We start from the raw sequence: 24,495 nt of genomic DNA on the forward strand, positions 1-24,495 counted from the left end.
GCGCTTGTGCATTGCGGTTGCGACATCGCCTCTGGCAAGAGCCTCGTTGACCTCACCTGAGACGCACGCGGACCGATTGCACTGAGATCATCGTCGGGGCCGATGCTTAAGCCACCGCCCCGCCGCTTACATGCCGATCAAAGCAGCGAGTCACGATCAGCGCGAAACAAGCCCGCGCCATCAGCGCCCTACTTCCGACTCGCCGTGATCGTCAGTTGCGTTCCATCATCGAGCGTGACGGTCTTCTTGGAGCCGGTCGAAGTCGACATGGAAAAGCGCACGACTTGGCTGAAGCGGTTATCGACGGGACACTGCAAGCTCTTGCCGCCGACCGTGACCTTATTTACACCCTTCGGCGCATAAGCTCGAAAGCTGATCTGCACATTGGCCGCGCCGTTATCCGCGATGACCGGCGCAAAACGAATCTGCACCTGGCGCACGGCCGCGCCGTCCGCGCTATGCGGCACCGATGCCGCCTGCGGACAGCCATCCGGCACCGGCTGCGCGCCAGCGGGCGCCGCGCCCTGCCAGGTAAAGTCGTCGCTCTGCCCCGAGCGGATGGTGCGCGTTTCCTGTTCGTTGCCGAAGCTCTTCGACACCATCTTCACGCTGTATTTGATCGGCCCGTCATTGGGCGCTTCGGAGAGAACCTTGATGCCTGGCGTCGCATGCGCGCTCGCCATCACGCCCAACGCGAGCGCAAACGCTGAAACGATGCGACTGAAATTCGGGCGACGATTCATGCCGGCACCTCCGTTTAAACGCTTGGGGAATTCCGGCGCGCCGCGAACGACGCGCCGGATGACTGAAGGCGAATTCAGTCTAGCGCCGAGCATGCCCGGGTCTCCTAATGGAAAACCCGTGTGCACTTGAACGATGGCCCGCTTCGTTGAAGTTCGTCAAAAACCGGTCAGCACGAGCTTGCCGATCGCGCGCCCTTCTTCCAGCAGGCGATGCGCCTCACGCAGATTCGTCGCATTGATCTTGCCGAGGTCGCGGCCGAGCGTCGTGCGGATCGCGCCTGCGTCGATCAGCCGCGCCACTTCCGTGAGCAGCTTGTGTTGTTCGATCATGTCGGGCGTATGGAACATCGCGCGCGTGAACATGAACTCCCAGTGGAACGCCGCGCTTTTCGCCTTCAGCAGTTCGACCGCGATCGGCTTCGCATTCTCGACAATCGTACAGATGCCGCCTTGAGGTTTGATCACTTCCGCCGCTGCCGGAAAATGCTTGTCGGTGTCGTTGAAGATCAACACGAAATCGACTTGCGGGAAGCCCGCGTCCTTCAGCTGCTTAGGGATGTCCTCGAAGTGATTGACGATGTGATCCGCGCCCAGCTCCTTCGCCCATTGCGCGGATTCCGGCCGCGATGCGGTGGCGATCACGTTCAGCTTCGCAACCTGCTTGGCCAACTGAATGCCGATGGACCCCACTCCGCCCGCCCCGCCAATGATCAGCACCGTCTTGCCCGCGTCCTTGCCTTCGGCGGACACGTTCAGGCGGTCGAAGAGCGCTTCCCATGCGGTGATGGTCGTGAGCGGCAACGCCGCCGCGCACGTGAAATCAAGCGACTTCGGCTTCGCGCCGACGATGCGTTCATCGATCAGATGAAATTCGCTGTTCGCGCCTTGCCGCGTGATGTCGCCTGCGTAATAGACGGCATCGCCCGGCTTGAAGAGCGTGACCTCGGGGCCGACCGCTTCGACGACGCCCGCCGCGTCCCAACCGAGCACGCGCGGCGTGGCCTCGGTCTTGTCCTTCGGCGCGCGCACTTTCGTGTCGACGGGGTTGACGGCGATCGCCTCGATTTTCACGAGCAGGTCGCGCCCGTAAGGTGCAGGTTTGTCGAGCTCGATATCGACGAGCGATTCGGGATTCGAAATCGGCAGATAGCGAGTCAGTCCAATGGCTTTCATGTTCGAGCTCCGTGTTTGATTGCATGAGGTGTAGTCATCTTAGCCGCCGTCGGCGTTCCGTAAAACCGTCATAATCGTTGAAACATTTTTTGGGAAATCCATCGAATGATTAGCGAACCGCTTGCCAGCCATGCCGATTCCGACGCACGCGAACGTCTCGATCTGCTCGACGTCGGCTTGTTCGTGCGCGCGGCGGCGCTTGCCAGTTTGTCGGCGGCGGCGCGTGAATTCGGCCTCTCGCCGGCGGTGGCGAGCGCGCGCATCGCGGGGCTGGAGCGCATGCTCGGCGCGCGGCTTTTGCATCGGACGACGCGGCGCGTGAGCGTCACGCAGGAAGGCGAGATTTTCGCGGCCCACGCACGTGAACTGCTCGATGCCGCCGAGGCCGCGCGCGCATCGGTGGGCCGCGCACGCGAACGGCCTCACGGACGGCTGCGGGTGACCATGCCGTCGTCGCTTGGGCGTCAGCATGTTTCGCCGCTGATTCCGGCGTTTCTGCGGTTGTATCCGGGCGTGAGCATCGAGTTGCGCATGACGGATCAGATCATCGATCTCGTCGATGAGGGCATCGATCTCGCCATTCGTATCGGTGCGTTGAAGGACTCGACGCTCGTCGCGCGCAAGCTGGCGAGCAACCGGCGCGTGTTGTGCGCGTCGCCTGCGTATATCGAGGCGCATGGCCGGCCGCGGCACCCGGCCGAGCTTGCGGAGCACGAGTGCGTGATCCTATCCGACCAGCGCGACTGGAGCTTTCATACGCCGACGGGCGTGATCGATGTACGCGTGTCGGGGCGCATCGTGACCGACAACGGCGAAGTGATCCGGGACGCGATCGCGGCGGGCGTCGGTATCGCGTTGAAGTCGACGTGGAGCGTGGCGCCGCTGCTCGCGAGCGGCGAACTCGTGACGCTGCTCGATGATTATCCGTGCGCGCAGACGGTCGCGATTTGGGCGGTGTATCCGAGTCGCGCGTTCGTGCCGCCGAAGACGCTGGCTTTCATCGATTTTCTGGCCGAGCGCTTCGGCGAGCCGCCGTATTGGGACGTCGATCCGGGAAGCGTGCAGCGGTAGGCTTGGGCTTGGGCTTGGGCTTGGGCTTGGGCTTGGGCTTGGGCTTGGGCTTGGGCTTTGGCTTTGGAACAGGCTAGCCGGTCTTCACCCGCGTGTGGCCCGTACAATGTCGATTTTCGCGCTTATCACAATCCGCCTGCGATGAACCTCGTCATTCAAAGCCCCAGTCTTATCTCCGATGCGCATCTGAAGCCGCTCGCCGCCCTCGCCCGTTCGCGCGAAACGCAGCGTATCGACGACACGCTCTTGCGCCTGACCGATGCCGATCCGCTGCAACGCGCCGACATCGACGCTTATTGCGGCACGCACGCGCTCGACTACGCGTTCATCGACGCAAACGCGAAGTTGACCGACTTCGGCCTCGTCGCGATGGATATGGATTCGACGCTCATCACGATCGAATGTATCGATGAGATCGCGGATTTCTGCGGGCTGAAGGCGGAAGTCGCGGCGATCACGGAAGCCTCGATGCGCGGCGAGATCAAGGACTTCAACGAGAGTCTCACGCGCCGCGTCGCACTGTTGAAGGGACTGGAGGCGACCGCATTGCAACGCGTGTTCGACGAGCGTCTGCAGTTGTCGCCGGGCGCGGAACGCATGCTCGCTGGCGCGCGGGCAGCGGGCTTGAAAACGCTGCTGGTGTCGGGCGGATTCACGTTCTTCACCGAGCGGCTGAAAGTGCGGCTCGGCCTCGACTACACGCGCGCGAATACGCTCGAAATCGTCGATGGCAAATTGACGGGCAAGGTGCTAGGCGAGATCGTCAACGCGGATGTCAAGGCGCGCACGCTGCGCGAGACGTGCTTGGAGCTCGGCATCGATCCGAAACGCGCGATCGCCATGGGCGATGGGTCCAACGATTTAAAGATGATGGCAAAAGCGGGTCTGTCGGTGGCGTTTCGCGCAAAGCCGGTGGTGAGGGAGGCGGCTAGTCTCGCGTTTAACTTCGTTGGGCTGGATGGGTTGTTGAGGTTGTTTTGACGCTAGATTCGTTCTGAAATACTGCCACCTCATCGGTGCCTTTCTCGTTGGTGCAGATGAAAGCGGAGACCTTCGTTTCTTTCCACCAGAAGGCGATGTCACTGCTGACGAAGCAAGGGCAAGCTGCACGTCTGCTCTAGCGGTGGCACTCCAGCATAGAACTCAGGGCAGCGACGGGCTTGTCAACCCGTCACCTCCCAAAAGCTTTTGATCCCGCGCCACCCACGATTGTTCAGCTGTCAGGGCATCGTCCGCCGGCTCGTAACGGCTTTGTTACCCGGCGATGGCCCATAAGGACCCGTCGATTCACTCCCACTCGATCGTCGCTGGCGGCTTCCCCGAGATGTCATAAACCACCCGGTTAATCCCCCGCACTTCATTAATGATCCGATTGGACACATGCCCAAGCAACTCATGCGGCAGATGCGCCCAATGCGCAGTCATGAAGTCCAGCGTCTGCACGGCGCGCAGGGCAACGACATACTCATAAGTCCGCCCGTCGCCCATGACACCAACGCTCTTCACCGGCAAGAACACCGCGAACGCCTGGCTCGTGAGGTCATACCACGACTTGCCCGTTTCCTTGTCGATGGTATTGCGCAACGTTTCGATAAAGATCGCGTCCGCCTGACGCAAAAGGTCAGCGAACTCGCGCTTTACTTCGCCGAGAATACGCACGCCAAGTCCCGGTCCCGGGAACGGATGGCGGTACACCATCGCGTGCGGCAAACCAAGCTTCACGCCCAACTCGCGCACTTCGTCCTTGAACAGCTCGCGCAACGGTTCGAGCAGCTTCAGGTTCAGCGTCTCCGGCAAGCCGCCGACGTTGTGATGGCTCTTGATCGTATGCGCGCCCTTCTTGCCCTTGCCCGCCGATTCGATCACGTCCGGATAAATGGTGCCCTGCGCGAGCCACTTGGCATCCGTGAGCTTCTGGGATTCCGCATCGAACACTTCGACGAACTCGGCGCCGATGATCTTGCGCTTCGCCTCCGGGTCCGTCACGCCCGCGAGCTTCGCGAGAAACTCCGCGCTCGCATCGACGTGGATGACCTTCACGCCAAGGTGATCGGCGAACGTGGACATCACCTGCTCGGCTTCGTTCTGACGCAAGAGGCCGTGATCGACAAACACGCAAGTCAGCTGATCGCCGATCGCGCGATGCAACAGCGCCGCCGCCACCGACGAATCCACGCCGCCCGACAAGCCCAGAATGACATGCTCGCTGCCAACCTGCTCGCGAATTTTCGCGACCGCTTCGTCGATGTAATGGCCCATCTCCCAGTCCGCTTTCGCGCCGCACAGTCCAAGCACGAAGCGATCGAGCATCGCGCGGCCTTGCACGGTGTGCGTGACTTCGGGATGCCATTGCACGCCGTAGAAGCGGCGGTCGTCGTCGGCCATCGCGGCGATCGGACACGCAGGCGTCGAGGCCATGAGTTTGAAGCCGGCCGGCAAGTCGGCGACCTTGTCGCCGTGACTCATCCACACCTTTAGCATCGCCTCGCCCTCGGCGCTCTTGAAGTCTTCGATGCCTTCAAGAAAGCCCGTGTGGTTGAGCGCAGCCACTTCCGCATAGCCGAATTCGCGCACGCTGCCGAGTTCGACCTTGCCGCCAAGCTGATCGGCCATCGTCTGCATGCCGTAGCAGATGCCGAGCACCGGCACGCCGAGATCGAACACAACCTGCGGCGCGCGCGGCGAGCCCGCCTCGGTGACCGAGTTCGGGCCGCCCGACAGGATGATGCCCTTCGGCGCGAACTCGCGGATGAAGGTTTCATCGACGTCGTACGGATGGATTTCCGAGTAGACGTGCGATTCGCGGATGCGCCGCGCGATCAGTTGCGTGACTTGGGAGCCGAAATCGAGGATCAGGATTTTGTCGTGCATGGCTGCGGCCAAAGGCTAAGTGAACGAATGGGTCTTGTGCCGGCTGCGCGCGAATCTCGCGCGAAGTCCGGCTGCCAATAAATCGACGGTCGGCGCAAAGGCCGACCGTGCTTGTCTTACTGCGGTACTGCCCGACGATGATCTGCCGTCTGCACGCCATCAGAGCGGCGTCTGGCGCACATCTGCACCGGTCAGCGGATCGACGCGTCTGCCCGTGACCGGATCGATATCGCCGCTGATTACAGGCTCGATGCGCTTGCCCGTCACCGGATCGATTTCGCGGCCACCGACGGGGTCGAACGTGCGGCCCGTGACCGGATCGACCGCGCCGCCGTCCATACGCGTGCGAGACAGCGGCGTCGCGGTATCAAGCGGACGCCCGGACGAATCGACCGTGCGGCCTGAAACTGGATCGATGGCCGTGGCTTCCGGCGCGCGCGCCAACGGACGTGTCGCGGTGTCCAACGGTATGCCTTGCTCGCGCTTGTCCGCCGCCTTCTGTTCTGCCCGCGTGGCCGAAGCCTTGCCTGCCGCCGCCAGACGCTCACGCCGCCGCACGGCCGACGACAAACGCACGCTGCCAAGACCTAGCACCATGAGCACGATGCCAACGAGCGTTGCGCTCACCTGCCCGAAGCCGGCCACTTCCGGCGTGCGCAACCCAAGCAGCCAGACCAGCACGATGACGCCGGAAAGCCACTCCACATGGCCCGAAACTCTTGCGGCCCGCGCCGTCAACGCGCCGTCGATAGCCGCGTGCAGTGAAAGCCACGCCAGTCCGAGCAACGCCACGCCGAGCAATTGCCCGGCGAAGGCGGGCTGAACGAGGATGGGATCGAGTTGCAGCGCGGCGTACAGGCCGGTCCACGGCGTCAGCAGGAACAATACGCCGAACGCCAGAAAGATCAGCGCATTGACGATCAGCACGGCCCGCAGCAACGGTTTCATGATCGATCCCCGGGTTAGTCAATATGTTCAGTCGACGTGGTAATTCGGCGCTTCCTTCGTGATCTGCACGTCGTGCACGTGCGACTCGCGCATGCCGGCCGCCGTGATCTGCACGAACTCAGCCTTGTCGTGCAACTCGGCAATGGTGCTGCAGCCGCAATAACCCATGCTCGCGCGCACACCGCCAATGACCTGGAACAGGATGGCGTTGACCGAGCCCTTGTAGGCCACGCGGCCTTCGATGCCTTCCGGCACGAGCTTGTCGATGTTCGCCGAGTTGTCCTGGAAGTAGCGGTCCGCCGCGCCGTCCTTCATCGCGCCGACCGAACCCATGCCGCGATACGCCTTGTACTGGCGGCCCTGGAACAGGAACACGTCGCCGGGCGACTCTTCCGTGCCCGCGAGCATGCTGCCCATCATGACGACGTTCGCGCCGGCCGCAAGCGCCTTGGCGACATCGCCCGAGAAGCGCGCGCCGCCGTCCGCGATCACCGGCACGCCGCTGCCGCGCAATCCTTCAGAGACGTTCGCGATTGCCGTGATCTGCGGCACGCCCACGCCCGCGACGATGCGCGTCGTGCAGATGGAGCCCGGACCGATACCGACCTTCACCGCGTCCGCGCCGTATTCGACGAGCGCCTTGGCGGCAGCCGCCGTAGCGATGTTGCCGCCGATCACCTGCACCTTCGGGTAGTTCTGCTTCACCCAGCGCACGCGTTCGAGCACGCCCTGGCTGTGGCCGTGCGCGGTATCGACGACGATCACGTCCACGCCCGCCGCCGCGAGCAGCTCGACGCGCTCCTCGTTGTCCGCGCCCACGCCCACTGCCGCGCCCACCCGCAGCTTGCCGTCTTCGTCTTTACACGCGTCCGGATTCTCGGTCTGCTTCGTGATGTCTTTCACGGTCATCAGGCCGCGCAGTTCGAACGCGTCATTGACCACGAGCACGCGTTCCAGGCGATGGCTATGCATCAGCGCCTTGGCTTGCGCGAGCGGCGTGCCTTCCTTGACCGTCACGAGGCGCTCGCGCGGCGTCATGATGTTGCGCACGGGCTCTTCCATGCGCTCTTCGAAGCGCAGGTCGCGGTTAGTGACGATGCCGATGAGCTTCGCGCCTTCCACGACAGGAAAGCCCGAAATGCCATGCTGCTGCGTGAGCGCGATGACGTCGCGTACGCGCATTTCCGGCGGCACGGTGATCGGATCGCGCACCACACCCGACTCGAAGCGCTTGACCTTGGCGACTTCGCGCGCTTGCTCTTTGGCAGTGAGATTCTTGTGAACGATGCCGATGCCGCCCATCTGCGCCATCGCGATGGCGAGCCGGCCTTCGGTGACCGTGTCCATGGCGGCGGACACGAGGGGCATATTCAGGGAGATGTTGCGAGTCAGCTGGGATTTCAGACTGGTATCGCGCGGAAGTACGCTGGAGAACGCAGGCACGAGGAGCACGTCATCGAACGTGAGTGCTTTCTGGATCAGACGCATGGCAAATCCTATGGGCGCAAAAGCAGATTATACCGATAGTTCCTCGGGTTTTCACTGCCCGAACAGCGGCTTAGCCCAAACGCATGCAAGTTACGGGCCGGGCGTGCGGGCGTTCTGTCCGCTCCTGGCATATGCAGAATTAGACAAGACGCTGGCTGGCGCGCGCCTTTACCCTCGCCTACATCGAATGGACGTGGGTCAGGGAGTCGGGATGCAGCGCGGTGTGATGTACGGAATGTCGGCCGGAGCAATCTGGGGTTTCATTTTTCTGGCGCCGCGGCTGTTGCCCGATTTCTCGCCGCTTGCTTTGAGCGTCGGACGGTATCTGATGTATGGCGCCGTGTCGCTCGCGGTGGCGCTACCTATCGCGCGGCGGTTGATGACCAAGCTCACGCGCGCCGATCTCCTCGCGCTCGTAAAACTGGCGCTCGTCGGCAACCTTCTTTACTACATGCTGCTTGCAAGCGCGGTGCAACTGGTCGGCGTCGCGCCGACATCGCTGATCGTCGGCATCCTGCCCGTCACCGTCACGCTCGCGGGGCGGCGCGATGATGGCGCGGTGGAATTGCGGCGCCTCGCCGGGCCGTTGTCGATGATCCTGGCGGGCATCGCGTGCATCAATCTGGATGTGTTTCGCGACGTGTTTTTGCAGCATGGCAGCGTCGAGACGAGCAGCGTGCCGACACGTCTTGCCGGCCTCGCATGCGCGCTCGGGGCGCTCGCCGCGTGGACCTGGTATGCGGTCGTCAACGCGCGCTACGTGCAGGCGAACCATCGTTTCGACGGCAACGAATGGTCGGTGCTGTGGGGAATCGTGACGGGCGTGCTGGGCGCAATCCTCGGCGCGATCATGTGGATGTTGCCCGCAGGCAGCGTGCAGGCCGCCGTGTCGCTCGAACGCTGGCAGTTGTTCTGGCTCGTGAGTTTTGCCCTGGCGGCGGGCGGTTCGTGGGTCGGCAACATCTTGTGGAACGCGGCGTCCAAGCGCTTGCCGCTGACGCTGTCCGGTCAGTTGATTGCGTTCGAAACGCTCTTCGCGCTGCTCTATGCCTTTGTCTACGATGGCCGCTGGCCGCGCGTGCCTGAATTCTGCGCCATCGCTTTGCTGACTGCGGGCGTGAGTTGGTCGGTGCGTCAGCACAGCGTCGTGACGCCTCGCGTCAGCAAGGAAGCGCCTGCGCATTGAAAGGCGCCGGCTAACGCGAATCCTTCGACTGCCACTTGCGGCCTTCGATCGAACCGGCCTTGCGTGTCTTCGCCACCCGGCGCAAGCGCGCGGTTTTTGGGTCGACCTTGAGCGGCCGATAAATCTCCACGCGATCGAAGTCCGACAACGCTGTATCGAGCGGCTGGGCCTTGCCGAACACGCCGACCTTTTGTGTCGACAAATCGATTTCCGGATGCTGCTTCAAGACCCCGCTCACTTCAATGGCCTCTCGCACCGTCGCACCTTCGCGCAGATCGAGGTGTGCGAGAAAGCTCGCGCCATCGGCAAGACCGTAGCAAACGTCGATACGAAGGCTCATTTCTTGCCGTACCGTTGATCCGCGCGCTTCACGAAGGAATCGACGAACGTATTGGCAATATGGCTGAACACCGGCCCGATCAGCTTCTCCAGAATGAGGTTCGAGAACTCGTAGTGGAGCGCGAACTCGATCTTGCAGGCGTCCGCGCGCAGGGGCGTGAAGCGCCAGTAACCCGTGAACTTCTTGAAAGGGCCGCTTAAGAACACCATATCGATGCTGGTCGGACGTTTTTGCACGTTGCGCGTGGCAAAGTGCTGCTTGATGCCTTTGAAGCTGATGTCGATCTTCGCTTCCATGCCGTTCTCGTCCTGCCGCCCGATCTCCACGCCGCCGCACCACGGCAGAAAATTGGGGTAGTCGGCGACATCGGTGACGAGGTCGAACATTTCTTCCGCTGAATGGCGGATCAATACTGTTTTTTGGACGTCTGCCATAAAGGGCGCGGCGGGTGGCTTGATTGGGCGGCAACTGCGCTTCACGCATGGGATCGTCCCACAGACGGCGCGCTGCTAAAATTGTGATTTTAAACGAGTTGGGCACTTTCCATTCATGAGCATCATCGACAACAGAAAAGCCTTCTTCGATTACTTCATCGAGGAACGCTTCGAGGCGGGTCTCGTGCTCGAAGGCTGGGAAGTCAAGGCGCTGCGCGCGGGCCGCGGGCAGATCAAGGAAGGCTACGTCGTCATCAAGCAAGGCGAGCTGTACCTGATTGGCACGCATATCAGCCCGCTGCCCGAAGCCTCGACGCATATCAACCCGGACCCGGTGCGCACGCGCAAGCTGCTTTTGCATCGCGATCAGATCGACAAGCTCATCGGCAAGGTCGAGCAGCGTGGGCATACGCTCGTGCCGCTCAACTTCCACTACAAGGAAGGCCGCGTGAAATGCGAGATCGGGCTTGCCAAGGGCAAGAAGCTGCATGACAAGCGCGAGACGGAGAAGAAGCGCGACTGGGACCGCGAACGCGCGCGTCTCATGCGAACGGCCGCGCGTTGATTCCGCATGCAAAAAGGGGCGCCCCAAAGCGCCCCTTCTGCTTTAGCTCTTCCTGATGATGCCGCCCCCGCCCTCGCCTTTCACGATAGCGAGCGCCGATGCGATCATCGAGCCCATGTCGGACATGTTGCCCGGCACGATGAGCGTGTTGCCCGCCTTCGCGATATTGCCGAACGCGCCGACATACTGCTCGGCGACCTTGAGGTTCACCGCTTCCATGCCGCCCGCCGTCTGAATCGCCGCGCCGATCTTCTCGATGGCTTGCGCGTTCGCCTCGGCCACCGCGAGAATGGCCGCTGCCTCGCCCTGCGCCTGATTGATCGCCGCCTGACGCTCGCCCTCGGACTTCTGAATCGCCGCCTCGCGCGCGCCGGAAGCGATGTTGATCTGCTCCTGCTTGCGCCCTTCGGATGCCGCGATCAACGCCCGCTTCTCGCGCTCGGCGGTGATCTGCGCCTGCATCGCGTGAAGGATGTCCTTCGGCGGCGTCAGGTCCTTGATCTCGTAGCGCAACACCTTCACGCCCCAATTCGACGCGGCTTCGTCCAGCGAAGCGACGATGTTCTGGTTGATGTAATCGCGCTCCTCGAAAGTCTTGTCCAGTTCCAGCTTGCCGATGACCGAACGCAACGTCGTCTGCGAGAGCTGCGTGATGGCAAAAACGAAGTTGCTCGATCCATACGACGCCTTCATGGCATCCGTGACCTGAAAGTACAGCACGCCATCCACCTGCAATTGCGTGTTGTCGCGCGTAATGCAGACCTGGCTCGGCACTTCGAGCGGAATCTCCTTGAGCACGTGCTTGTACGCAATGCGGTCGATGAACGGCAGCACGATGTTCAGGCCCGGCGTCAACGTCGCGTGATAGCGGCCGAGACGTTCCAGCACCCATGCGTGCTGCTGCGGAACGATCTTGACCGTGTTCACCACAATCACGATTGCGATGACGAGCAAGACTAGCGCGAAAATCATTTTCTACTCCTTGGGTTCTTGTTGATCGAGTTTCGACCGGTTTGCGCTCAGGAGCCTTTTGCGGCAACGACGAGCCGGCTGCCGTCGAGCGCGGTGATGCGATACCAGCGCGCCGTTTCCGACTCGCCCGGCGCCAGCACGATGTCCCACTGCGCGCCGCGATACATCGCCCGCGCGCGGCCATCGCGCCATTCGTCGACCTCGAGCGTCGCGCCGATGTCGAGATTCACCGCCGCATCGCGCGTGGCGTCGCGCCGCTTCCAGTTGCCGAAGCGCGAACGCCGCAACACGGCGACCGCGACCAGCGCGACGACCGCCGCCACGCCGAACTGCACGTGCGGCAACGCGCCCATTGCATGCGCAAGACCGCCCGCGATCAACCCGAGCGCGATCATCAGCAGATAGAACGTGCCGGTAAACAACTCCGTTACGATCAACGCACCGGCTGCGATCCACCAGATCAGTCCATTCGTCGCCATGCTCGTCTCCAAACGAAAACACCCCGGAAAGGTCCGGGGTGTTTTTTATAGCATGATGCGCCTCTCCGTCAGCACACGGAAAGGCACGGCTTACTTATTTTGACAAAGTAGTCGCCAATTGCTGCCAGGTGTCAATGATGGTGTCCGGGTTCAGCGACATGGATTCGATGCCCTGCTTTGCCAGCCATTCGGCGAGGTCCGGGTGATCCGACGGGCCCTGGCCGCAAATGCCGACGTACTTGTTGAGCCGCAGACACGTCTCGATTGCGCGCTTCAGCATGAACTTCACGGCTTCGTCGCGTTCGTCGAAGTCGGCGGCGAGCAGTTCCATGCCGGAGTCGCGGTCGAGCCCGAGCGTAAGCTGCGTCAAGTCGTTCGAACCGATGGAGAAGCCGTCGAAGAACTGCAGGAATTCTTCGGCGAGAATCGCGTTGGACGGCACTTCGCACATCATCACGAGCTTGAGGCCGTTCACGCCGCGCTTGAGCCCGAACTTGTCGAGCAGACCGACCACGCGCTCCGCCTGCTTCAGCGTGCGCACGAACGGCACCATGATCTCGACGTTGTCGAGTCCCATGTCTTCACGCACCTTCTTCAGCGCGATGCATTCCATATGGAACGCTTCGGCGAAGTCGTCCGAGATATAGCGCGATGCGCCGCGGAAACCGAGCATCGGATTTTCTTCGTCCGGCTCGTAGCGCGAACCGCCGATCAGCTTCTTGTACTCGTTCGACTTGAAGTCGGACAGACGCACGATGACGGGCTTCGGATAGAACGCCGCCGCGATCGTGGCGATGCCTTCGGTCAGCTTGTCGACGTAGAACGCACGCGGCGACGCATGACCGCGCGCAACGCTTTCGACGGCCTTCTTCAAATCGGCGTCGATATTCGGGTACTCGAGAATAGCTCGCGGATGCACGCCGATATTGTTGTTGATGATGAATTCGAGCCGCGCCAGGCCCACACCCGCGTTCGGCAACTGCGAGAAGTCGAACGCAAGTTGCGGATTGCCGACGTTCATCATGATCTTGACCGGAATCTTCGGCAGTTCGCCGCGCTGCACTTCGGTCACTTCGGTTTCGAGCAGGCCGTCGTAAATCTTGCCTTCGTCGCCTTCCGCGCACGATACCGTGACGAGCGCGCCGTCCTTCAGCAAGTCCGTTGCGTCGCCGCAGCCAACCACTGCCGGCACGCCCAATTCACGCGCGATGATTGCCGCGTGGCACGTGCGCCCGCCGCGATTCGTCACGATGGCCGATGCGCGCTTCATCACCGGTTCCCAGTTCGGGTCGGTCATGTCGGCGACGAGCACGTCGCCCGGTTGCACACGTTCCATTTCCGACGGGTCGTGAATCACACGCACCGGACCCGCGCCGATCTTCTGGCCGATTGCGCGGCCCGTGGTCAGCACGTTCGACTGGCCCTTCAGCTTGAAACGCATCTCGGCCTTGCCCGCAGCCTGGCTCTTCACCGTTTCCGGACGCGCCTGGAGAATGAAAATCTTGCCGTCGCGACCGTCGCGGCCCCACTCGATGTCCATCGGACGCTGATAGTGCTTCTCGATGATCACCGCGTACTTCGCGAGCTCGATCACGTCTTCATCGGAAATGGAGAAGCGGTTGCGCTGCTCGTGCGGCACGTCCACCGTCTTCACGCGGCCCGCTTCGCCGGCCTTCGTGAACTCCATCTTGATGAGCTTCGAGCCGATGGAACGGCGGATGATCGGATACTTGTTCTGCGCGAGCGTGGTCTTGAAGACGTGGAACTCGTCCGGATTCACCGCGCCCTGCACCACCGTTTCGCCGAGACCGTAGCTCGACGTGATGAACACAGTTTCCTTGAAGCCCGATTCCGTGTCGATGGTGAACATGACGCCCGCCGCGCCCACGTCCGAACGGACCATGCGCTGCACGCCAGCCGACAACGCGACTTCGGCGTGGGTGAAGCCCTTGTGGACGCGATAAGAAATGGCGCGGTCGTTGTACAGCGACGCGAACACGTGCTTCATGCGGTCGAGCACGTCTTCGATGCCGACGACGTTCAGATAGCTCTCCTGCTGACCCGCGAACGATGCGTCGGGCAAATCCTCAGCGGTCGCCGAGGAACGCACGGCGAACGAAAGCTCTTCGGGCGAGCTGTTCTGAAGGACGTCGAACCCACGACGGATTTCGTCTTCGAGACGCGGCTGCATGGGCGCGTCGACGATCCACTGGCGGATTTCCTTGCCGGCTTCGGCGAGCGACTTCACGTCGTCGACGTCGAGCGTCTCCAAACGCTTCGCAATGCGTTCGGTCAGATTGTTGTGATGCAGGAAATCGCGAAACGCGAGTGCAGTTGTGGCAAAGCCCGTGGGCACGCGAACGCCAGCTTCGGAAAGCTGGCTGATCATCTCGCCGAGCGACGCATTCTTGCCACCGACGATTTCCACGTCGGTCATTCGCAACTGCTCGAATGGAACTACATACGCCTGATCCTTTGCGACATCGTTCGCAACATTAACTGCGTTAGTCATACAAGCCCCTAAGGTGGATGAAATTCACGATCGCACGAGTGGGCTCATATGCGGCGGCGCTCATTGGAAGCGCGAGACGCATCTCGTACAACCTGTTTGATAAGCCATCGCGGTATGGATAGGGACGTCTGAAACTGCTCGGATTCATGCTTCTTTGAAGCAAAAATAAGCGAAGCAACCTCGTTTTGACGAAAATCCCAATCAATCCATACGCAATTGCTTATCGAACAGGTTGCCGCTATTCTACCGTGCCATTTCTCAATTTTGTCCCGGCATAATCAGCAAATAGACGGCAAAATCGAGGTCTTTGACGCCCGATGGTTCGGCGGCGCACACCCCGAATCCAGTTACCTTAACACAGGCCTTTTCCGCTCCCGTGCTCGCGCGTTACCTTCGAGCACGTGCCTTCCAACTCGTTCCCCATATCGCCGATGCCGCCATCCGTATTCATCGTTTCCGACGGTACAGGAATCACCGCCGAGACGTTCGCGCATTCGATCCTCGCCCAGTTCGACCAGAAATTCCGGCTGGTGCGCGTGCCGTTCGTCGACTCGATCGACAAGGCGCATGCGACCGTCGAGAAGATCAACGAAGTGGTGTCACTGGACGGACGGCGGCCCATTGTCTTCACGACGCTCGTCGACAGCGCGTCGAACGAGATCGTCAAGGGCTGCAATGCGCTCGTGCTCGATATGTTCCAGACCTTCATCGAGCCGCTCGAACACGAACTGGAAATCAAGTCGACGCACGCCATGGGCCGCGTCCACCAGAACGCGGATACCGAGGAATACAAGAACCGTATCGAGGCCATCAACTTCTCGCTCGCGCACGACGACGGTCAATCCAACCGCAATCTCACGGAAGCGGACGTGATTCTCGTGGGCGTCTCGCGCAGCGGCAAGACGCCGACGAGCCTCTATCTGGCAATGCAATACGGGGTGAAGGCGGCGAACTACCCGCTGATTCCGGAAGATTTCGAGCGCGGCAAACTGCCGACGCCCTTGCTGGAACATCGCGAGAAGATGTTCGGTCTTTCCATCGACCCGCAGCGGCTCTCGGAGATTCGCAACGAGCGCCGGCCGGGCAGCAAGTACGCGGCACTTGAAAACTGCCGTTACGAGATCAACGAAGCCGAATCGATGATGAAGCGCGAAGGCGTGAAATGGCTTTCGTCGACACACAAGTCGATCGAGGAAATCGCCACCACGATTCTGCAGGAGATCAAGCCGGAGCGGCCGTCGTACTACTGATCAGCGCCGCTGCTGGCGGCATTGTTCGAAAAGACAAATTGCCGCCGCAGCCGCCACGTTCAGCGATTCCATGCCGCCCGGCTGTGGAATCGTCACGCGATGCGTGACTGCATCGCGCCAGACCTGCGACACGCCCGCGCCTTCGTTGCCGAAGACCCATGCGAGCGGACCCACGAGATCGCAATCGTAAAGCGCGACCGCGCCATGTGAGTCGGTGATGGTCACGGGCGCATCCAGGCGCGCAATCAGGTTTGCCGGTTCGACATCCTCGAAGATATCGAGCAGAAAGTGTGCGCCCATGCCCGAGCGCAAGACCTTCGACGACCACGCGTAAGCCGTTCCCGGCGCGCAGAAAACGCGCGTGATACCCGCCGCCGCCGCGCTGCGCAAAATGGAACCGACGTTGCCCGCGTCCTGAATGCCATCGAGAATCACGCAGGTTGCCTCGACGCGGTCGGGCAGCGCGGCATCGATCTTCTCAACGAGCAACAACATGCCAACGCCGTGCACGACGCTCGACAATTGGCCGAAGAGCGCATCCGGCAGCACGATCACACGTTTTTCCTCGATGCGCGCGACGATCTCCCGCGCTTCGGCATGGGAGAGCGCGCCTTCGGTCAAGACGCAGGTTTCCGGCTGACCGGCGGCGTCGAGATAGGCTGAAGCGAGGTGGAGCCCTTCGAGGAGCGCGTGAGCGCTGCGGCGCTGCTGCGCGGTCGAACCGGCGAGCGCCTTGAGACGCTTGTAGAGCGGGTTGTCCCGCGAGGTGATCGATTTCAAGATTCAGAACGCGCGTGCATCGGGGTCGTCGTTGATGGTCGCGGCGGCTTGCAGCACCTCGGGCGCGATGGCCGGCAGCATCGAGCCGAAACGGATATGCGCCTCGCGCACCGGCGCGAACGAACGCCGATGATGCTCGCACGGCCCATGCTCATGAAGCGCTTTCAGATGTTGCGGCGTGCCGTAGCCCGCGTGTGCATTGAATCCGTAGACAGGATGAACGTCGTGCAATTCCAGCAGCATGCGGTCGCGCGTGACCTTGGCCAGAATCGATGCCGCCGAAATCTGCTTGATGAGTGCGTCGCCGCCAATCACGGCTTCCGAGCGGATCGACAGCGTCGGGCAGCGGTTGCCGTCCACTTTCACGAGCGTCGGCGCAACCGCAAGCCCTTCGACCGCGCGCTTCATGGCGAGCATGGAAGCATGCAGGATGTTGATGGTGTCGATTTCCTCGACGCTTGCCGACGCGATGCAAAAAGCAAGCGCGCGATCGACGATCTTCTCGTAAAGTTCCTCGCGCCGTTTCGCGCTCAAGGCCTTCGAATCGTCGAGACCGTTGATGCGCGGCTTCGCGGGATCGAAGATCACCGCGGCGGCCACGACCGGCCCCGCCAGTGGACCGCGCCCCGCTTCATCCACGCCACAGACGATGTCGAAAGGCGAACTGAAGTCCAGCCCGCTTTGGAGTGTCGCCCGCACCGCCTTTGTCTCACGCGCCATTATCCGGCTCTCCGCGTTTGCAGCACTCGCGCGACCGCGTCGGCCGCCTTCTGCGACGTGTTCTGACGCAGCGCGATATGCATGTCCGTGAAAATCTCCGTCAGGGTACGGCGGTTCGCTTCGTCGTTCAACTGTTTGAGCGTGGCGTCGGCGAGCGCTTCGGGCGTGGCGAAGTGCTGCAGGATTTCCGGCACCACGAAGCGCCCCGCGAGAATGTTCGGCAAGCCGACATAGGGCAGATAGCCCTGACGCTTCATGATCTGGCCCGTGAGCCAGGGCACCTTGTAGGAAATGACCATCGGCTTCTTGAGCAGCGCGGCTTCGAGCGTGACCGTGCCGCTTTTCACGAGGATGGCGTCCGCGGCGGTCATGGCGGTTTGCGCGCGGCCGTCGGTAATCGTCAGCGAGAGATTCGGATGCGCATCGACGAGCGGCTGCAGAAGCTCGCGCAACGCGGGGTTCGCGGCCGGCATCAGAAAGCGCACGCCGGGCTCGCGCAACTGCATGAGTTCCATGGCGTCGAAAAAGGTCGGGCCGATCAGCGCGATCTCCGAGCGGCGGCTGCCCGGCAGCACGGCAATCACCGGACCGCCTTGTGCGATACCGAGTTCGCGTCGCGCGCCAGCGACATCCGGTTCGAGCGGGATTTCATCGGCGAGCGGATGGCCGACATAGCTCGCCGCCACGCCCGCCTTTTCCATCAACGCGATTTCGAACGGAAAGACGCACAGCATGTGATCGACCGCTTTCACGATCTTCTTGATGCGGCCACCGCGCCACGCCCAGATCGACGGGCAGACGAAGTGCACCGTCGAAATGCCCGCTGCGCGCAATGGCTCTTCGAGACCGAAATTGAAATCGGGCGCGTCGACGCCGATGAACACCGACGGCGGCTCCGCGAGCAGTTGCCGCTTCAGTTCGTTGCGAATGCCGAGAATTTCGGGAATATGGCGCAGCGCTTCGACATAGCCGCGCACGGACAGCTTGTCCATGGGCCAGTGGGCTTCGAAGCCCGCCGCAGTCATGCGCGGACCGCCGATGCCGCTGTAACGCGTATCGGCAGGCAACCTTTCTTGCAAACCTTGAAGCAGCGACGCCGCGAGCAGGTCGCCGGAAGGCTCGCCCGCGACCATCGCAATGCGTGGCGAGTGGGTGATTGGCGTCATCGGGCGCGCTTAGCGGATGATGCCGCGCTGCGACGTCGCGATGAAATCGGAGAACGCCTTGACCGGAGCATCGCCCTCGCCGCCTGCCTTGCCCAGCTCCTTCAGTTGCAATTTCGCTTCTTCGAGTGACAAACCGCTCTTGTAGACGATGCGATACGCCTGGCGCAGCGCCGAAATGGCGTCGGGCGTGAAGCCGCGCCGGCGCAACCCTTCGACATTGATACCGTGCGGCTCGGCCTTGTTACCCGCCGCGATGACGAACGGCGGCACGTCCTGCACGAGCGCGGAAGCCCCGCCCAGCATGGAATGCGCGCCGATACGCACGAACTGATGCACGCCCGACATGCCGCCGACGATAGCGTGATCGCCGACCGTCACATGGCCCGCCAGTTGCGCGTTGCTCGACATGATGATGTTGTTGCCGAGCCGGCAATCATGGCCGACGTGCACGTAAGCCATGATCCAGCAATCGTCGCCGATGGACGTCTCGCCCTGATCCTGCGCCGTGCCGGTATGCAGCGTGGTGAATTCACGGATGGTATTGCGGTCGCCGATCACGAGACGCGTGGGCTCGTCGCGGTATTTCATGTCCTGCGGGCGCCCGCCGATCGACGCATAGTGGCCGATGCGGTTGTCGCGTCCGATGCTCGTGTGCCCTTCGAGCACGCTGTGCGAACCGACCGTCGTGCCCGCGCCGATCACGACGTGGGGGCCGACGATCGCGTACGGTCCGATTTCGACGGTATCGTCGAGTCGAGCGCCCGGCTCGATGATCGCGGTAGGGTGAATCTTGCTCATGCGCTTATCGCCTCAAGCTGTTCGTGCTGCCTGTGTCTTGACGGTGAACGCGGCCTCAGGCGGCCGTGTTCTTCACGGTACACATGAGCTCGGCCTCGGCAGCGGTCACGCCGTCCACTTCGGCGCGCGCCTTGAACTTCCAGATGCCTCGCATGTACCGCTCGAAGTTGACGTTGAGGATCAGTTGATCGCCCGGCTCCACTACGCGCTTGAAGCGCGCGCCGTCGATACCCACGAAGTAATACAGCGTGGTTGACGGATCGTGCGGTTCCTCGGCGAAAGTCAGGAGCGCCGCGGTCTGCGCGAGCGCTTCGAGAATCAGCACGCCGGGCATGACGGGCCGCGTCGGGAAGTGACCCTGAAAATACGGCTCGTTGATCGTCACGTTCTTCAGCGCTTTGATGCTCTTGTGCGGCTCGAGTTCGAGTACGCGATCCACGAGCAGGATCGGATACCGATGCGGCAGCAGCGTGAGGATCTTGTGAATATCGAGGTTGATTTTTTCTGTGCTCATGGTCGTTCTGCTCGCGCGCGTATTGTGCGCGGAAATTGACTGCGGACGCGTTGAACGAATCTTGCGCCCGCCGGAAATGCCTTTGTGTTTATCTTCGATGCGGCTTGCTGCGTGTATTGTTGCTGCCTCGATGATGGGATGGACCGTCGACGCCTTTTGAAACCGTTGAACCCGGCTCGCTTACTGCGCGTTTCGTTTATGCGCCGGCGATGATACGAACCCTCGACGCTTTTACACTGCTTTTACACTGCTTGACTCGGCCTGCTCACGGCACGTTTCGACGCTGCCTCGGTGAGAATACCAACCCCTTGCGCTGCTGAAATTGCTGACGTCGCCGGCTTACTGCCCGTATCAAGGTTGCCGGCAAGTGCTTTGAACCAGCGGATCTTGGCTTGCTTACTCCGCGCAGCCCGCGTCGCCCTTACCTGCTTTCTCGCCCAACGCCGTTTCGAGCGCCTTGATGCGATCACGCAGCTTGTCCAGATTGCGCACCAGCGCTGCGCTTTTGTTCCAGTCGGCATGATTCACCGCCGGGAAAGCGCTCGTGTACATGCCAGGCTTCGTCAGCGACTTGGAGACGCCCGACTGCGCCGTGACGATCACGTAGTCCGCCAATGTGACGTGGCCTGCGATGCCCACTGCGCCGCCGATCATGCAATGCCGCCCGATATTCGTGCTGCCCGCGATACCCGCACAACCGGCGATAACCGTGTACGCGCCGATGCGGCAGTTGTGCCCGATCTGCACGAGATTGTCGATCTTCACGCTTTCTTCGATGACGGTATCCGCCATGGCGCCGCGATCGATCGTGGTGTTCGCGCCAATTTCCACGTCCTCGCCGATGTCCACCGCGCCCACCTGCGGAATCTTCACCCAGGTACCGGTGCGAGCATCGCCTTCGCCCACGAAATCCGGCGCGAAGCCGAAGCCATCCGCGCCAATGACCGCGCCGGCGTGCACGATCACGCGCGCACCCAGTTTGCAGCCGTGATACACGGTGACGTTCGGATACAGATGCACGTCGTCGCCCAACTTCACGCCGCGTCCGATGACCACACCTGCATCCAGTTTCACGCGCTCACCGACGACCGCGCCCGCTTCCACCGTCACATGAGGCCCGATCACCGCGCTCGCCGCGACGTGCGCAGCCGGATCGACATACGCGCTCGGATTCACGCCGGGCTTCGAGACGGGCGTTGCAAGATCGATAAACGCCTGTGCGACGCGAGCGAAATAAGCGTAAGGGTTCGCCGTGACGATGAAATTCGTGCCCGCACGATTGCCCACCTTCTCCAGATCGGCGGGCGAGATCAACACCGCGCCGGCGCGCGTCGTCTCGACTTGCGCCAGATACTTCTGGTTGGCGAGAAACGCGAGTTGCGCGGGGCCGGCTTTGTCGAGCGGCGCAAGCGCCTCGACCTTTTGCGTGCCCGCGCCGACTATCTCGCCGCCAAAGCGGCTGACCAATTCGTCGAGCGTGATCGCCATGCCTGATGCCATGCGTTCAATTACTCCGTGTCAGTTCGAGCTTGCGCCACTCGCGCCGCTCGCACCATTTTGCGTGCTCGCAGCCAGCGCCTTCAGCACTTGATCCGTGATATCGATGCGCGGGCTCACATACACCGCTTCCTGCACGATCAGATCGTAATGCTGCTGTTCCGCGATCTGCTTGATGACCTTGTTCGCGCGATCCAGCACCGCCGCGAGTTCTTCGTTACGACGCTGATTCAGGTCTTCGCGAAACTCGCGCTGCTTGCGCTGGAAGTCGGCGTCGAGCTGCGCCAGATCGCGTTGGCGCGCGGCGCGGTCGGTTGGCGCGAGCGAGGCGCCATTCTTGTCCATGTTGTCGGACATGGCCTTCATGCGCTGCGCCATGTCCTGCAGCGCCTTGTCGCGCTTGGAGAACTCCTGCTCGAGTTTCGACTGCGCAGCCTTCGCCGCCGCCGACTCGCGCAGGATGCGGTCGGAGTTGACCGCGGCGATGCGCGCTTCCTGAGCGCTCGCGCTCGCAGCCGCACCCAGGCCGAGAACCATCGACAACGCAAGCGCCAGCGCCATATGTTTCGAAAGCTTACCGGTTCGCAAAGTGTTCCTCACGTTACGTCGAAATGAATGAAGCCTCTGTTCTCGTCGCGACGCAGCTTAGAACGCCGTGCCGATCTGGAACTGGAACTTCTGATACTGGTCGCCTTCATGTTTCTGCAGCGGGAAGCCCAGGCTCAGCTTGAGCGGGCCGATTGGCGAGATCCATGCAAGACCGACACCATAGCCATACCGCAAGCCGTTCGCGCCGGCGCTCGTGCCGCCCTGATTCGGGTCGCCCCAGACGTTGCCGGCGTCGAGGAAGGTGAAGACGCGCAGCGTGCGGTCATAACCCGTTCCCGGCAGCGGGAACGTGAGTTCGATATTACCCACCGCCATGCGCGAACCGCCGATCGGGTCGCCCGTTTTCGCGTCACGCGGACCCAGCGAACTCGGCGAGTAACCGCGCACCGAGCCGATACCGCCCGCGTAGTAGTTCTTGAAGATCGGGTACGTCTGGCCGTCGAGGCCCTTGCCGTAACCGCCTTGCAGGTTGAAGCCGAGCACGAAGCCGCGCGCGAACGAGTAGTAATACTGGAACTGCGCGTCGAATTTAGCGTAGGTCGTGTTGCCGATAGGCGTGCCGTACTCCGCGTTCGATTGCAGGTAGTAACCGCGGCTCGGCACGAGCGCGCTGTCGCGATTGTCGCGCGACCAGCCAACCGTCAGCGGATAGTTGTTCACCACGCGACCGAATTCGTTCACGTAGTTGATGTACGACTGCGGCGTGGCCGAGTCGACGTCCATGGTGTTCTGCTCGGCGCCGACGCCGAAGAAGACCGTGTCCTGCTCGGAGAACGGAATGCCGAACTTGGTGTCCGCGCCCATCGTCACGATCTTGAAGCTCGAATCAGTCGAGTAGTAGAGCGGCTGATACGTGCGGTAGTAGGCGTCCGTGATCCGCTTGATACCGTCGATGGTGAAGTACGGATCGACCTGCGTGACCGTCAAGGTACGGTAGGTCTTCGCGGTGTTCACGTTCACCGAGAGACTCGTGCCGGAGCCGAACACGTTGTCCTGCGAGACGCCTGCCGAGAGCACCACCTTGTCCGTCGACGAGAAACCCGCACCCAGCGTGATGGCGCCGGTCGGCTTTTCCGCGACCTTTACGTCCACGTCCACCTGGTCGTTGGTGCCTTCCACCGGCGTGGTGGTGACATCGACATCCGTGAAGTAACCGAGACGGTTGATGCGGTCTTTCGAGAGCGCAAGGCGGCTCGAATCGAACCACGAGCTTTCCAGCTGACGCATTTCGCGACGCACGACTTCGTCCCGCGTACGGGTGTTGCCGTCGATATTCACGCGGCGCACATACACGCGGCGGCTCGGATCCACTTGCAGCGTGAGCGCCACCGTGTGATGCGCCTGATCGATTTCCGGCTGCGCGTTGACCTGTGCGAACGCGTAGCCGTATTCACCGAGCTTGTCGACGACGGCCTTGGTCGAGGACTGCAGCTTCTCGGCCGAAAAGAGTTCGCCCGGTTTGATCTTGATGAGCTTGCTCAACTCGGCGTCGCGACTCAGCAGATTGCCCGACAGCTTGACGCTGCTGACCTTGTACGGCTCGCCTTCATGCAAGGCGACGGTCAGGTACATGTCCTTCTTGTCCGGCGAGATCGACACCTGCGTGGAGTCGATGCTGAACTCGAGGTAACCGTGATTCAGATAGTACGAGCGGACATTTTCGAGGTCGCCCGTGAGCTTTTCTTTCGCGTAGAGATCGCTCTTCGTGTACCAGGAGAACCAGTTCGGCGTGGAGAGCTGCATTTCGCCGAGCAGCGTGCTCGAACTCACGGCCTTGTTGCCGACGAAGTTGATCTGGCGAATCTTCGCGCTCGGACCTTCGGCCACCGAGAACAGAATGGTGACGCGATTACGGTCGACCGGCGTGACGGTGGTGGTGACTTCGGCCGCGTAGTAGCCGCGCGTCAGGTACTGACGTTTCAGTTCCTGTTCGGCCTTGTCGAGCAGCGCCTTGTCGTAGGAGCGGCCTTGCGACAAGCCGACCGAGCGCAGCGCCTTGGTGATGGTGTCCTTGTCGAACTCGTGCAGACCCGCGAAATCGATGCTCGAAATGGCCGGCCGTTCTTGCACCTGCACGACCACGACATTGCCTTCGGTTGCGATTTGAACGTCGTTGAAGAAGCCCGTTGCATAGAGGGCGCGAATCGCTTCGGAGGCCTTGTCGTCGGTGAACGTGTCGCCTTGCTTGATCGGCAGATAGGCGAACACGGAACCCGGTTCGATGCGCTGAAGACCTTCGATCCGAATATCCTGCACGACGAACGGCGTAACGGCGTGTGCCGTGATACCCGTTGCGGCAAGCGCCGCGGCTACAGCCGTCTTAGGAACAAAGCGATGAGGTTTGAACAACGTGCTTCCCCAGTATTTAAAGCTGCATTC

Annotated in this window: 23 protein-coding genes; 5 read left to right on the forward strand and 18 right to left on the reverse strand. The window is 61.9% G+C overall.

Translation table 11 applies throughout. The annotated features are described in order from the left end of the window. Positions 1-188: 188 nt before the first annotated feature. Entirely contained in the window at positions 189-743 is a 555-nt protein-coding gene (locus QCE79_RS07300) for a DUF6013 family protein (protein ID WP_250464526.1), read from the reverse strand. 156 nt (positions 744-899) lie between these two features. After that, complete coding sequence (locus QCE79_RS07305; RefSeq protein ID WP_250525751.1) at positions 900-1,916, reverse strand: zinc-binding alcohol dehydrogenase family protein; 1,017 nt, start codon at positions 1,914-1,916, stop codon at positions 900-902. 105 nt (positions 1,917-2,021) lie between these two features. On the opposite strand from QCE79_RS07305, the gene QCE79_RS07310 reads away from it, so the two are divergent. Together QCE79_RS07310 and serB are read left to right on the forward strand one after the other, a co-directional pair. After that, on the forward strand, positions 2,022-2,987 hold the full coding sequence (locus QCE79_RS07310; protein WP_309843063.1) for a LysR substrate-binding domain-containing protein: 966 nt from the start codon (positions 2,022-2,024) through the stop codon (positions 2,985-2,987). A 141-nt stretch (positions 2,988-3,128) separates the two neighbouring features. After that, a complete protein-coding gene (serB, locus tag QCE79_RS07315; protein ID WP_309843065.1) occupies positions 3,129-3,968 on the forward strand; it encodes a phosphoserine phosphatase SerB in 840 nt (279 codons plus the stop codon). Positions 3,969-4,274: 306 nt separating this feature from the next. Here the strand turns inward: serB and guaA are convergent, their stop codons facing one another. The 3 genes from guaA to guaB all read right to left on the reverse strand — a co-directional run bounded on the left by guaA (position 4,275) and on the right by guaB (position 8,294). Then, positions 4,275-5,858 carry a glutamine-hydrolyzing GMP synthase gene (guaA, locus tag QCE79_RS07320; RefSeq protein WP_250508934.1) on the reverse strand — a complete coding sequence of 528 codons (1,584 nt, stop codon included), beginning with the start codon at positions 5,856-5,858 and terminating at the stop codon, positions 4,275-4,277. A gap of 159 nt (positions 5,859-6,017) precedes the next feature. Then, positions 6,018-6,806 (reverse strand): hypothetical protein, encoded by a 789-nt coding sequence (locus QCE79_RS07325; RefSeq protein WP_244827783.1) that lies wholly within the window; start codon positions 6,804-6,806, stop codon positions 6,018-6,020. A gap of 27 nt (positions 6,807-6,833) precedes the next feature. After that, positions 6,834-8,294, reverse strand: a complete 1,461-nt coding sequence (guaB, locus tag QCE79_RS07330; protein ID WP_244827782.1) for an IMP dehydrogenase — start codon at positions 8,292-8,294, stop codon at positions 6,834-6,836. Between the two features lie 211 nt (positions 8,295-8,505). Here guaB and QCE79_RS07335 point away from each other — a divergent pair, with 211 nt between their 5' ends. After that, a complete protein-coding gene (locus tag QCE79_RS07335) occupies positions 8,506-9,480 on the forward strand; it encodes a DMT family transporter (protein WP_309845239.1) in 975 nt (324 codons plus the stop codon). A gap of 10 nt (positions 9,481-9,490) precedes the next feature. Here the strand turns inward: QCE79_RS07335 and QCE79_RS07340 are convergent, their stop codons facing one another. Together QCE79_RS07340 and QCE79_RS07345 are read right to left on the reverse strand one after the other, a co-directional pair. Next, a complete protein-coding gene (locus QCE79_RS07340; RefSeq protein ID WP_244827780.1) occupies positions 9,491-9,820 on the reverse strand; it encodes an RnfH family protein in 330 nt (109 codons plus the stop codon). Beyond that, positions 9,817-10,254 (reverse strand): type II toxin-antitoxin system RatA family toxin, encoded by a 438-nt coding sequence (locus tag QCE79_RS07345; RefSeq protein WP_244827779.1) that lies wholly within the window; start codon positions 10,252-10,254, stop codon positions 9,817-9,819. Before QCE79_RS07345 ends, QCE79_RS07340 begins: the two co-directional genes overlap by 4 nt. Before the next feature lie 115 nt (positions 10,255-10,369). Between QCE79_RS07345 and smpB the strand changes: the two genes are divergently transcribed. Beyond that, positions 10,370-10,819 (forward strand): SsrA-binding protein SmpB, encoded by a 450-nt coding sequence (smpB, locus tag QCE79_RS07350; RefSeq protein ID WP_250464509.1) that lies wholly within the window; start codon positions 10,370-10,372, stop codon positions 10,817-10,819. A 42-nt stretch (positions 10,820-10,861) separates the two neighbouring features. On the opposite strand, the gene QCE79_RS07355 is transcribed toward smpB, so the two are convergent. The 3 genes from QCE79_RS07355 to ppsA all read right to left on the reverse strand — a co-directional run bounded on the left by QCE79_RS07355 (position 10,862) and on the right by ppsA (position 14,782). Next, positions 10,862-11,791, reverse strand: coding sequence for an SPFH domain-containing protein (locus tag QCE79_RS07355; protein WP_244827777.1), 930 nt, complete (start codon positions 11,789-11,791; stop codon positions 10,862-10,864). A gap of 47 nt (positions 11,792-11,838) precedes the next feature. Beyond that, positions 11,839-12,270, reverse strand: coding sequence for an NfeD family protein (locus QCE79_RS07360; protein ID WP_250464507.1), 432 nt, complete (start codon positions 12,268-12,270; stop codon positions 11,839-11,841). Between the two features lie 94 nt (positions 12,271-12,364). Next, on the reverse strand, positions 12,365-14,782 hold the full coding sequence (ppsA, locus tag QCE79_RS07365) for a phosphoenolpyruvate synthase (protein WP_244827775.1): 2,418 nt from the start codon (positions 14,780-14,782) through the stop codon (positions 12,365-12,367). Between the two features lie 431 nt (positions 14,783-15,213). Here ppsA and QCE79_RS07370 point away from each other — a divergent pair, with 431 nt between their 5' ends. Next, a complete protein-coding gene (locus tag QCE79_RS07370; protein ID WP_244827774.1) occupies positions 15,214-16,032 on the forward strand; it encodes a pyruvate, water dikinase regulatory protein in 819 nt (272 codons plus the stop codon). Here QCE79_RS07370 and QCE79_RS07375 read toward each other — a convergent pair whose 3' ends face one another. From QCE79_RS07375 to bamA, 8 genes are all read right to left on the reverse strand, one after another. Then, positions 16,033-16,812, reverse strand: a complete 780-nt coding sequence (locus QCE79_RS07375; protein ID WP_309843069.1) for an RNA methyltransferase — start codon at positions 16,810-16,812, stop codon at positions 16,033-16,035. Between the two features lie 3 nt (positions 16,813-16,815). Further along, complete coding sequence (rnhB, locus tag QCE79_RS07380) at positions 16,816-17,532, reverse strand: ribonuclease HII (RefSeq protein ID WP_244827772.1); 717 nt, start codon at positions 17,530-17,532, stop codon at positions 16,816-16,818. Further along, positions 17,532-18,698: a lipid-A-disaccharide synthase gene (gene lpxB / locus QCE79_RS07385; RefSeq protein WP_309843072.1), complete on the reverse strand. Its 1,167-nt coding sequence runs from the start codon at positions 18,696-18,698 to the stop codon at positions 17,532-17,534. The genes rnhB and lpxB overlap by 1 nt, the downstream gene beginning before the upstream one ends. A 9-nt stretch (positions 18,699-18,707) precedes the next feature. Then, the gene (gene lpxA, locus QCE79_RS07390; RefSeq protein WP_309843075.1) at positions 18,708-19,496 is read right to left on the reverse strand and encodes an acyl-ACP--UDP-N-acetylglucosamine O-acyltransferase; all 789 of its coding nucleotides are present in this window, start codon (positions 19,494-19,496) and stop codon (positions 18,708-18,710) included. A 55-nt stretch (positions 19,497-19,551) separates the two neighbouring features. Next, on the reverse strand, positions 19,552-20,010 hold the full coding sequence (gene fabZ / locus QCE79_RS07395) for a 3-hydroxyacyl-ACP dehydratase FabZ (protein ID WP_244827769.1): 459 nt from the start codon (positions 20,008-20,010) through the stop codon (positions 19,552-19,554). 396 nt (positions 20,011-20,406) lie between these two features. Continuing rightward, the gene (gene lpxD / locus QCE79_RS07400; protein ID WP_309845241.1) at positions 20,407-21,498 is read right to left on the reverse strand and encodes a UDP-3-O-(3-hydroxymyristoyl)glucosamine N-acyltransferase; all 1,092 of its coding nucleotides are present in this window, start codon (positions 21,496-21,498) and stop codon (positions 20,407-20,409) included. Between the two features lie 30 nt (positions 21,499-21,528). Continuing rightward, positions 21,529-22,068: an OmpH family outer membrane protein gene (locus QCE79_RS07405; RefSeq protein ID WP_244827768.1), complete on the reverse strand. Its 540-nt coding sequence runs from the start codon at positions 22,066-22,068 to the stop codon at positions 21,529-21,531. Between the two features lie 84 nt (positions 22,069-22,152). Then, positions 22,153-24,465, reverse strand: coding sequence for an outer membrane protein assembly factor BamA (gene bamA, locus QCE79_RS07410; protein WP_244827767.1), 2,313 nt, complete (start codon positions 24,463-24,465; stop codon positions 22,153-22,155). Positions 24,466-24,495: the final 30 nt, after the last annotated feature.

Origin of the sequence: Caballeronia sp. LZ003 (assembly GCF_031451465.1) — a bacterium.
In the GTDB taxonomy this organism is placed as follows: domain Bacteria; phylum Pseudomonadota; class Gammaproteobacteria; order Burkholderiales; family Burkholderiaceae; genus Caballeronia.

Bases quoted from the DNA above. Each gene is read 5' to 3' on its own strand.
- QCE79_RS07300 (WP_250464526.1), bottom strand. From the start codon at position 743: ATGAATCGTCGCCCGAATTTCAGTCGCATCGTTTCAGCGTTTGCGCTC.
- QCE79_RS07305 (WP_250525751.1), bottom strand. From the start codon at position 1,916: ATGAAAGCCATTGGACTGACTCGCTATCTGCCGATTTCGAATCCCGAA.
- QCE79_RS07310 (WP_309843063.1), top strand. From the start codon at position 2,022: ATGATTAGCGAACCGCTTGCCAGCCATGCCGATTCCGACGCACGCGAA.
- serB (WP_309843065.1), top strand. From the start codon at position 3,129: ATGAACCTCGTCATTCAAAGCCCCAGTCTTATCTCCGATGCGCATCTG.
- guaA (WP_250508934.1), bottom strand. From the start codon at position 5,858: ATGCACGACAAAATCCTGATCCTCGATTTCGGCTCCCAAGTCACGCAA.
- QCE79_RS07325 (WP_244827783.1), bottom strand. From the start codon at position 6,806: ATGAAACCGTTGCTGCGGGCCGTGCTGATCGTCAATGCGCTGATCTTT.
- guaB (WP_244827782.1), bottom strand. From the start codon at position 8,294: ATGCGTCTGATCCAGAAAGCACTCACGTTCGATGACGTGCTCCTCGTG.
- QCE79_RS07335 (WP_309845239.1), top strand. From the start codon at position 8,506: ATGCAGCGCGGTGTGATGTACGGAATGTCGGCCGGAGCAATCTGGGGT.
- QCE79_RS07340 (WP_244827780.1), bottom strand. From the start codon at position 9,820: ATGAGCCTTCGTATCGACGTTTGCTACGGTCTTGCCGATGGCGCGAGC.
- QCE79_RS07345 (WP_244827779.1), bottom strand. From the start codon at position 10,254: ATGGCAGACGTCCAAAAAACAGTATTGATCCGCCATTCAGCGGAAGAA.
- smpB (WP_250464509.1), top strand. From the start codon at position 10,370: ATGAGCATCATCGACAACAGAAAAGCCTTCTTCGATTACTTCATCGAG.
- QCE79_RS07355 (WP_244827777.1), bottom strand. From the start codon at position 11,791: ATGATTTTCGCGCTAGTCTTGCTCGTCATCGCAATCGTGATTGTGGTG.
- QCE79_RS07360 (WP_250464507.1), bottom strand. From the start codon at position 12,270: ATGGCGACGAATGGACTGATCTGGTGGATCGCAGCCGGTGCGTTGATC.
- ppsA (WP_244827775.1), bottom strand. From the start codon at position 14,782: ATGACTAACGCAGTTAATGTTGCGAACGATGTCGCAAAGGATCAGGCG.
- QCE79_RS07370 (WP_244827774.1), top strand. From the start codon at position 15,214: ATGCCGCCATCCGTATTCATCGTTTCCGACGGTACAGGAATCACCGCC.
- rnhB (WP_244827772.1), bottom strand. From the start codon at position 17,532: ATGGCGCGTGAGACAAAGGCGGTGCGGGCGACACTCCAAAGCGGGCTG.
- lpxB (WP_309843072.1), bottom strand. From the start codon at position 18,698: ATGACGCCAATCACCCACTCGCCACGCATTGCGATGGTCGCGGGCGAG.
- lpxA (WP_309843075.1), bottom strand. From the start codon at position 19,496: ATGAGCAAGATTCACCCTACCGCGATCATCGAGCCGGGCGCTCGACTC.
- fabZ (WP_244827769.1), bottom strand. From the start codon at position 20,010: ATGAGCACAGAAAAAATCAACCTCGATATTCACAAGATCCTCACGCTG.
- lpxD (WP_309845241.1), bottom strand. From the start codon at position 21,498: ATGGCGATCACGCTCGACGAATTGGTCAGCCGCTTTGGCGGCGAGATA.
- QCE79_RS07405 (WP_244827768.1), bottom strand. From the start codon at position 22,068: ATGGCGCTGGCGCTTGCGTTGTCGATGGTTCTCGGCCTGGGTGCGGCT.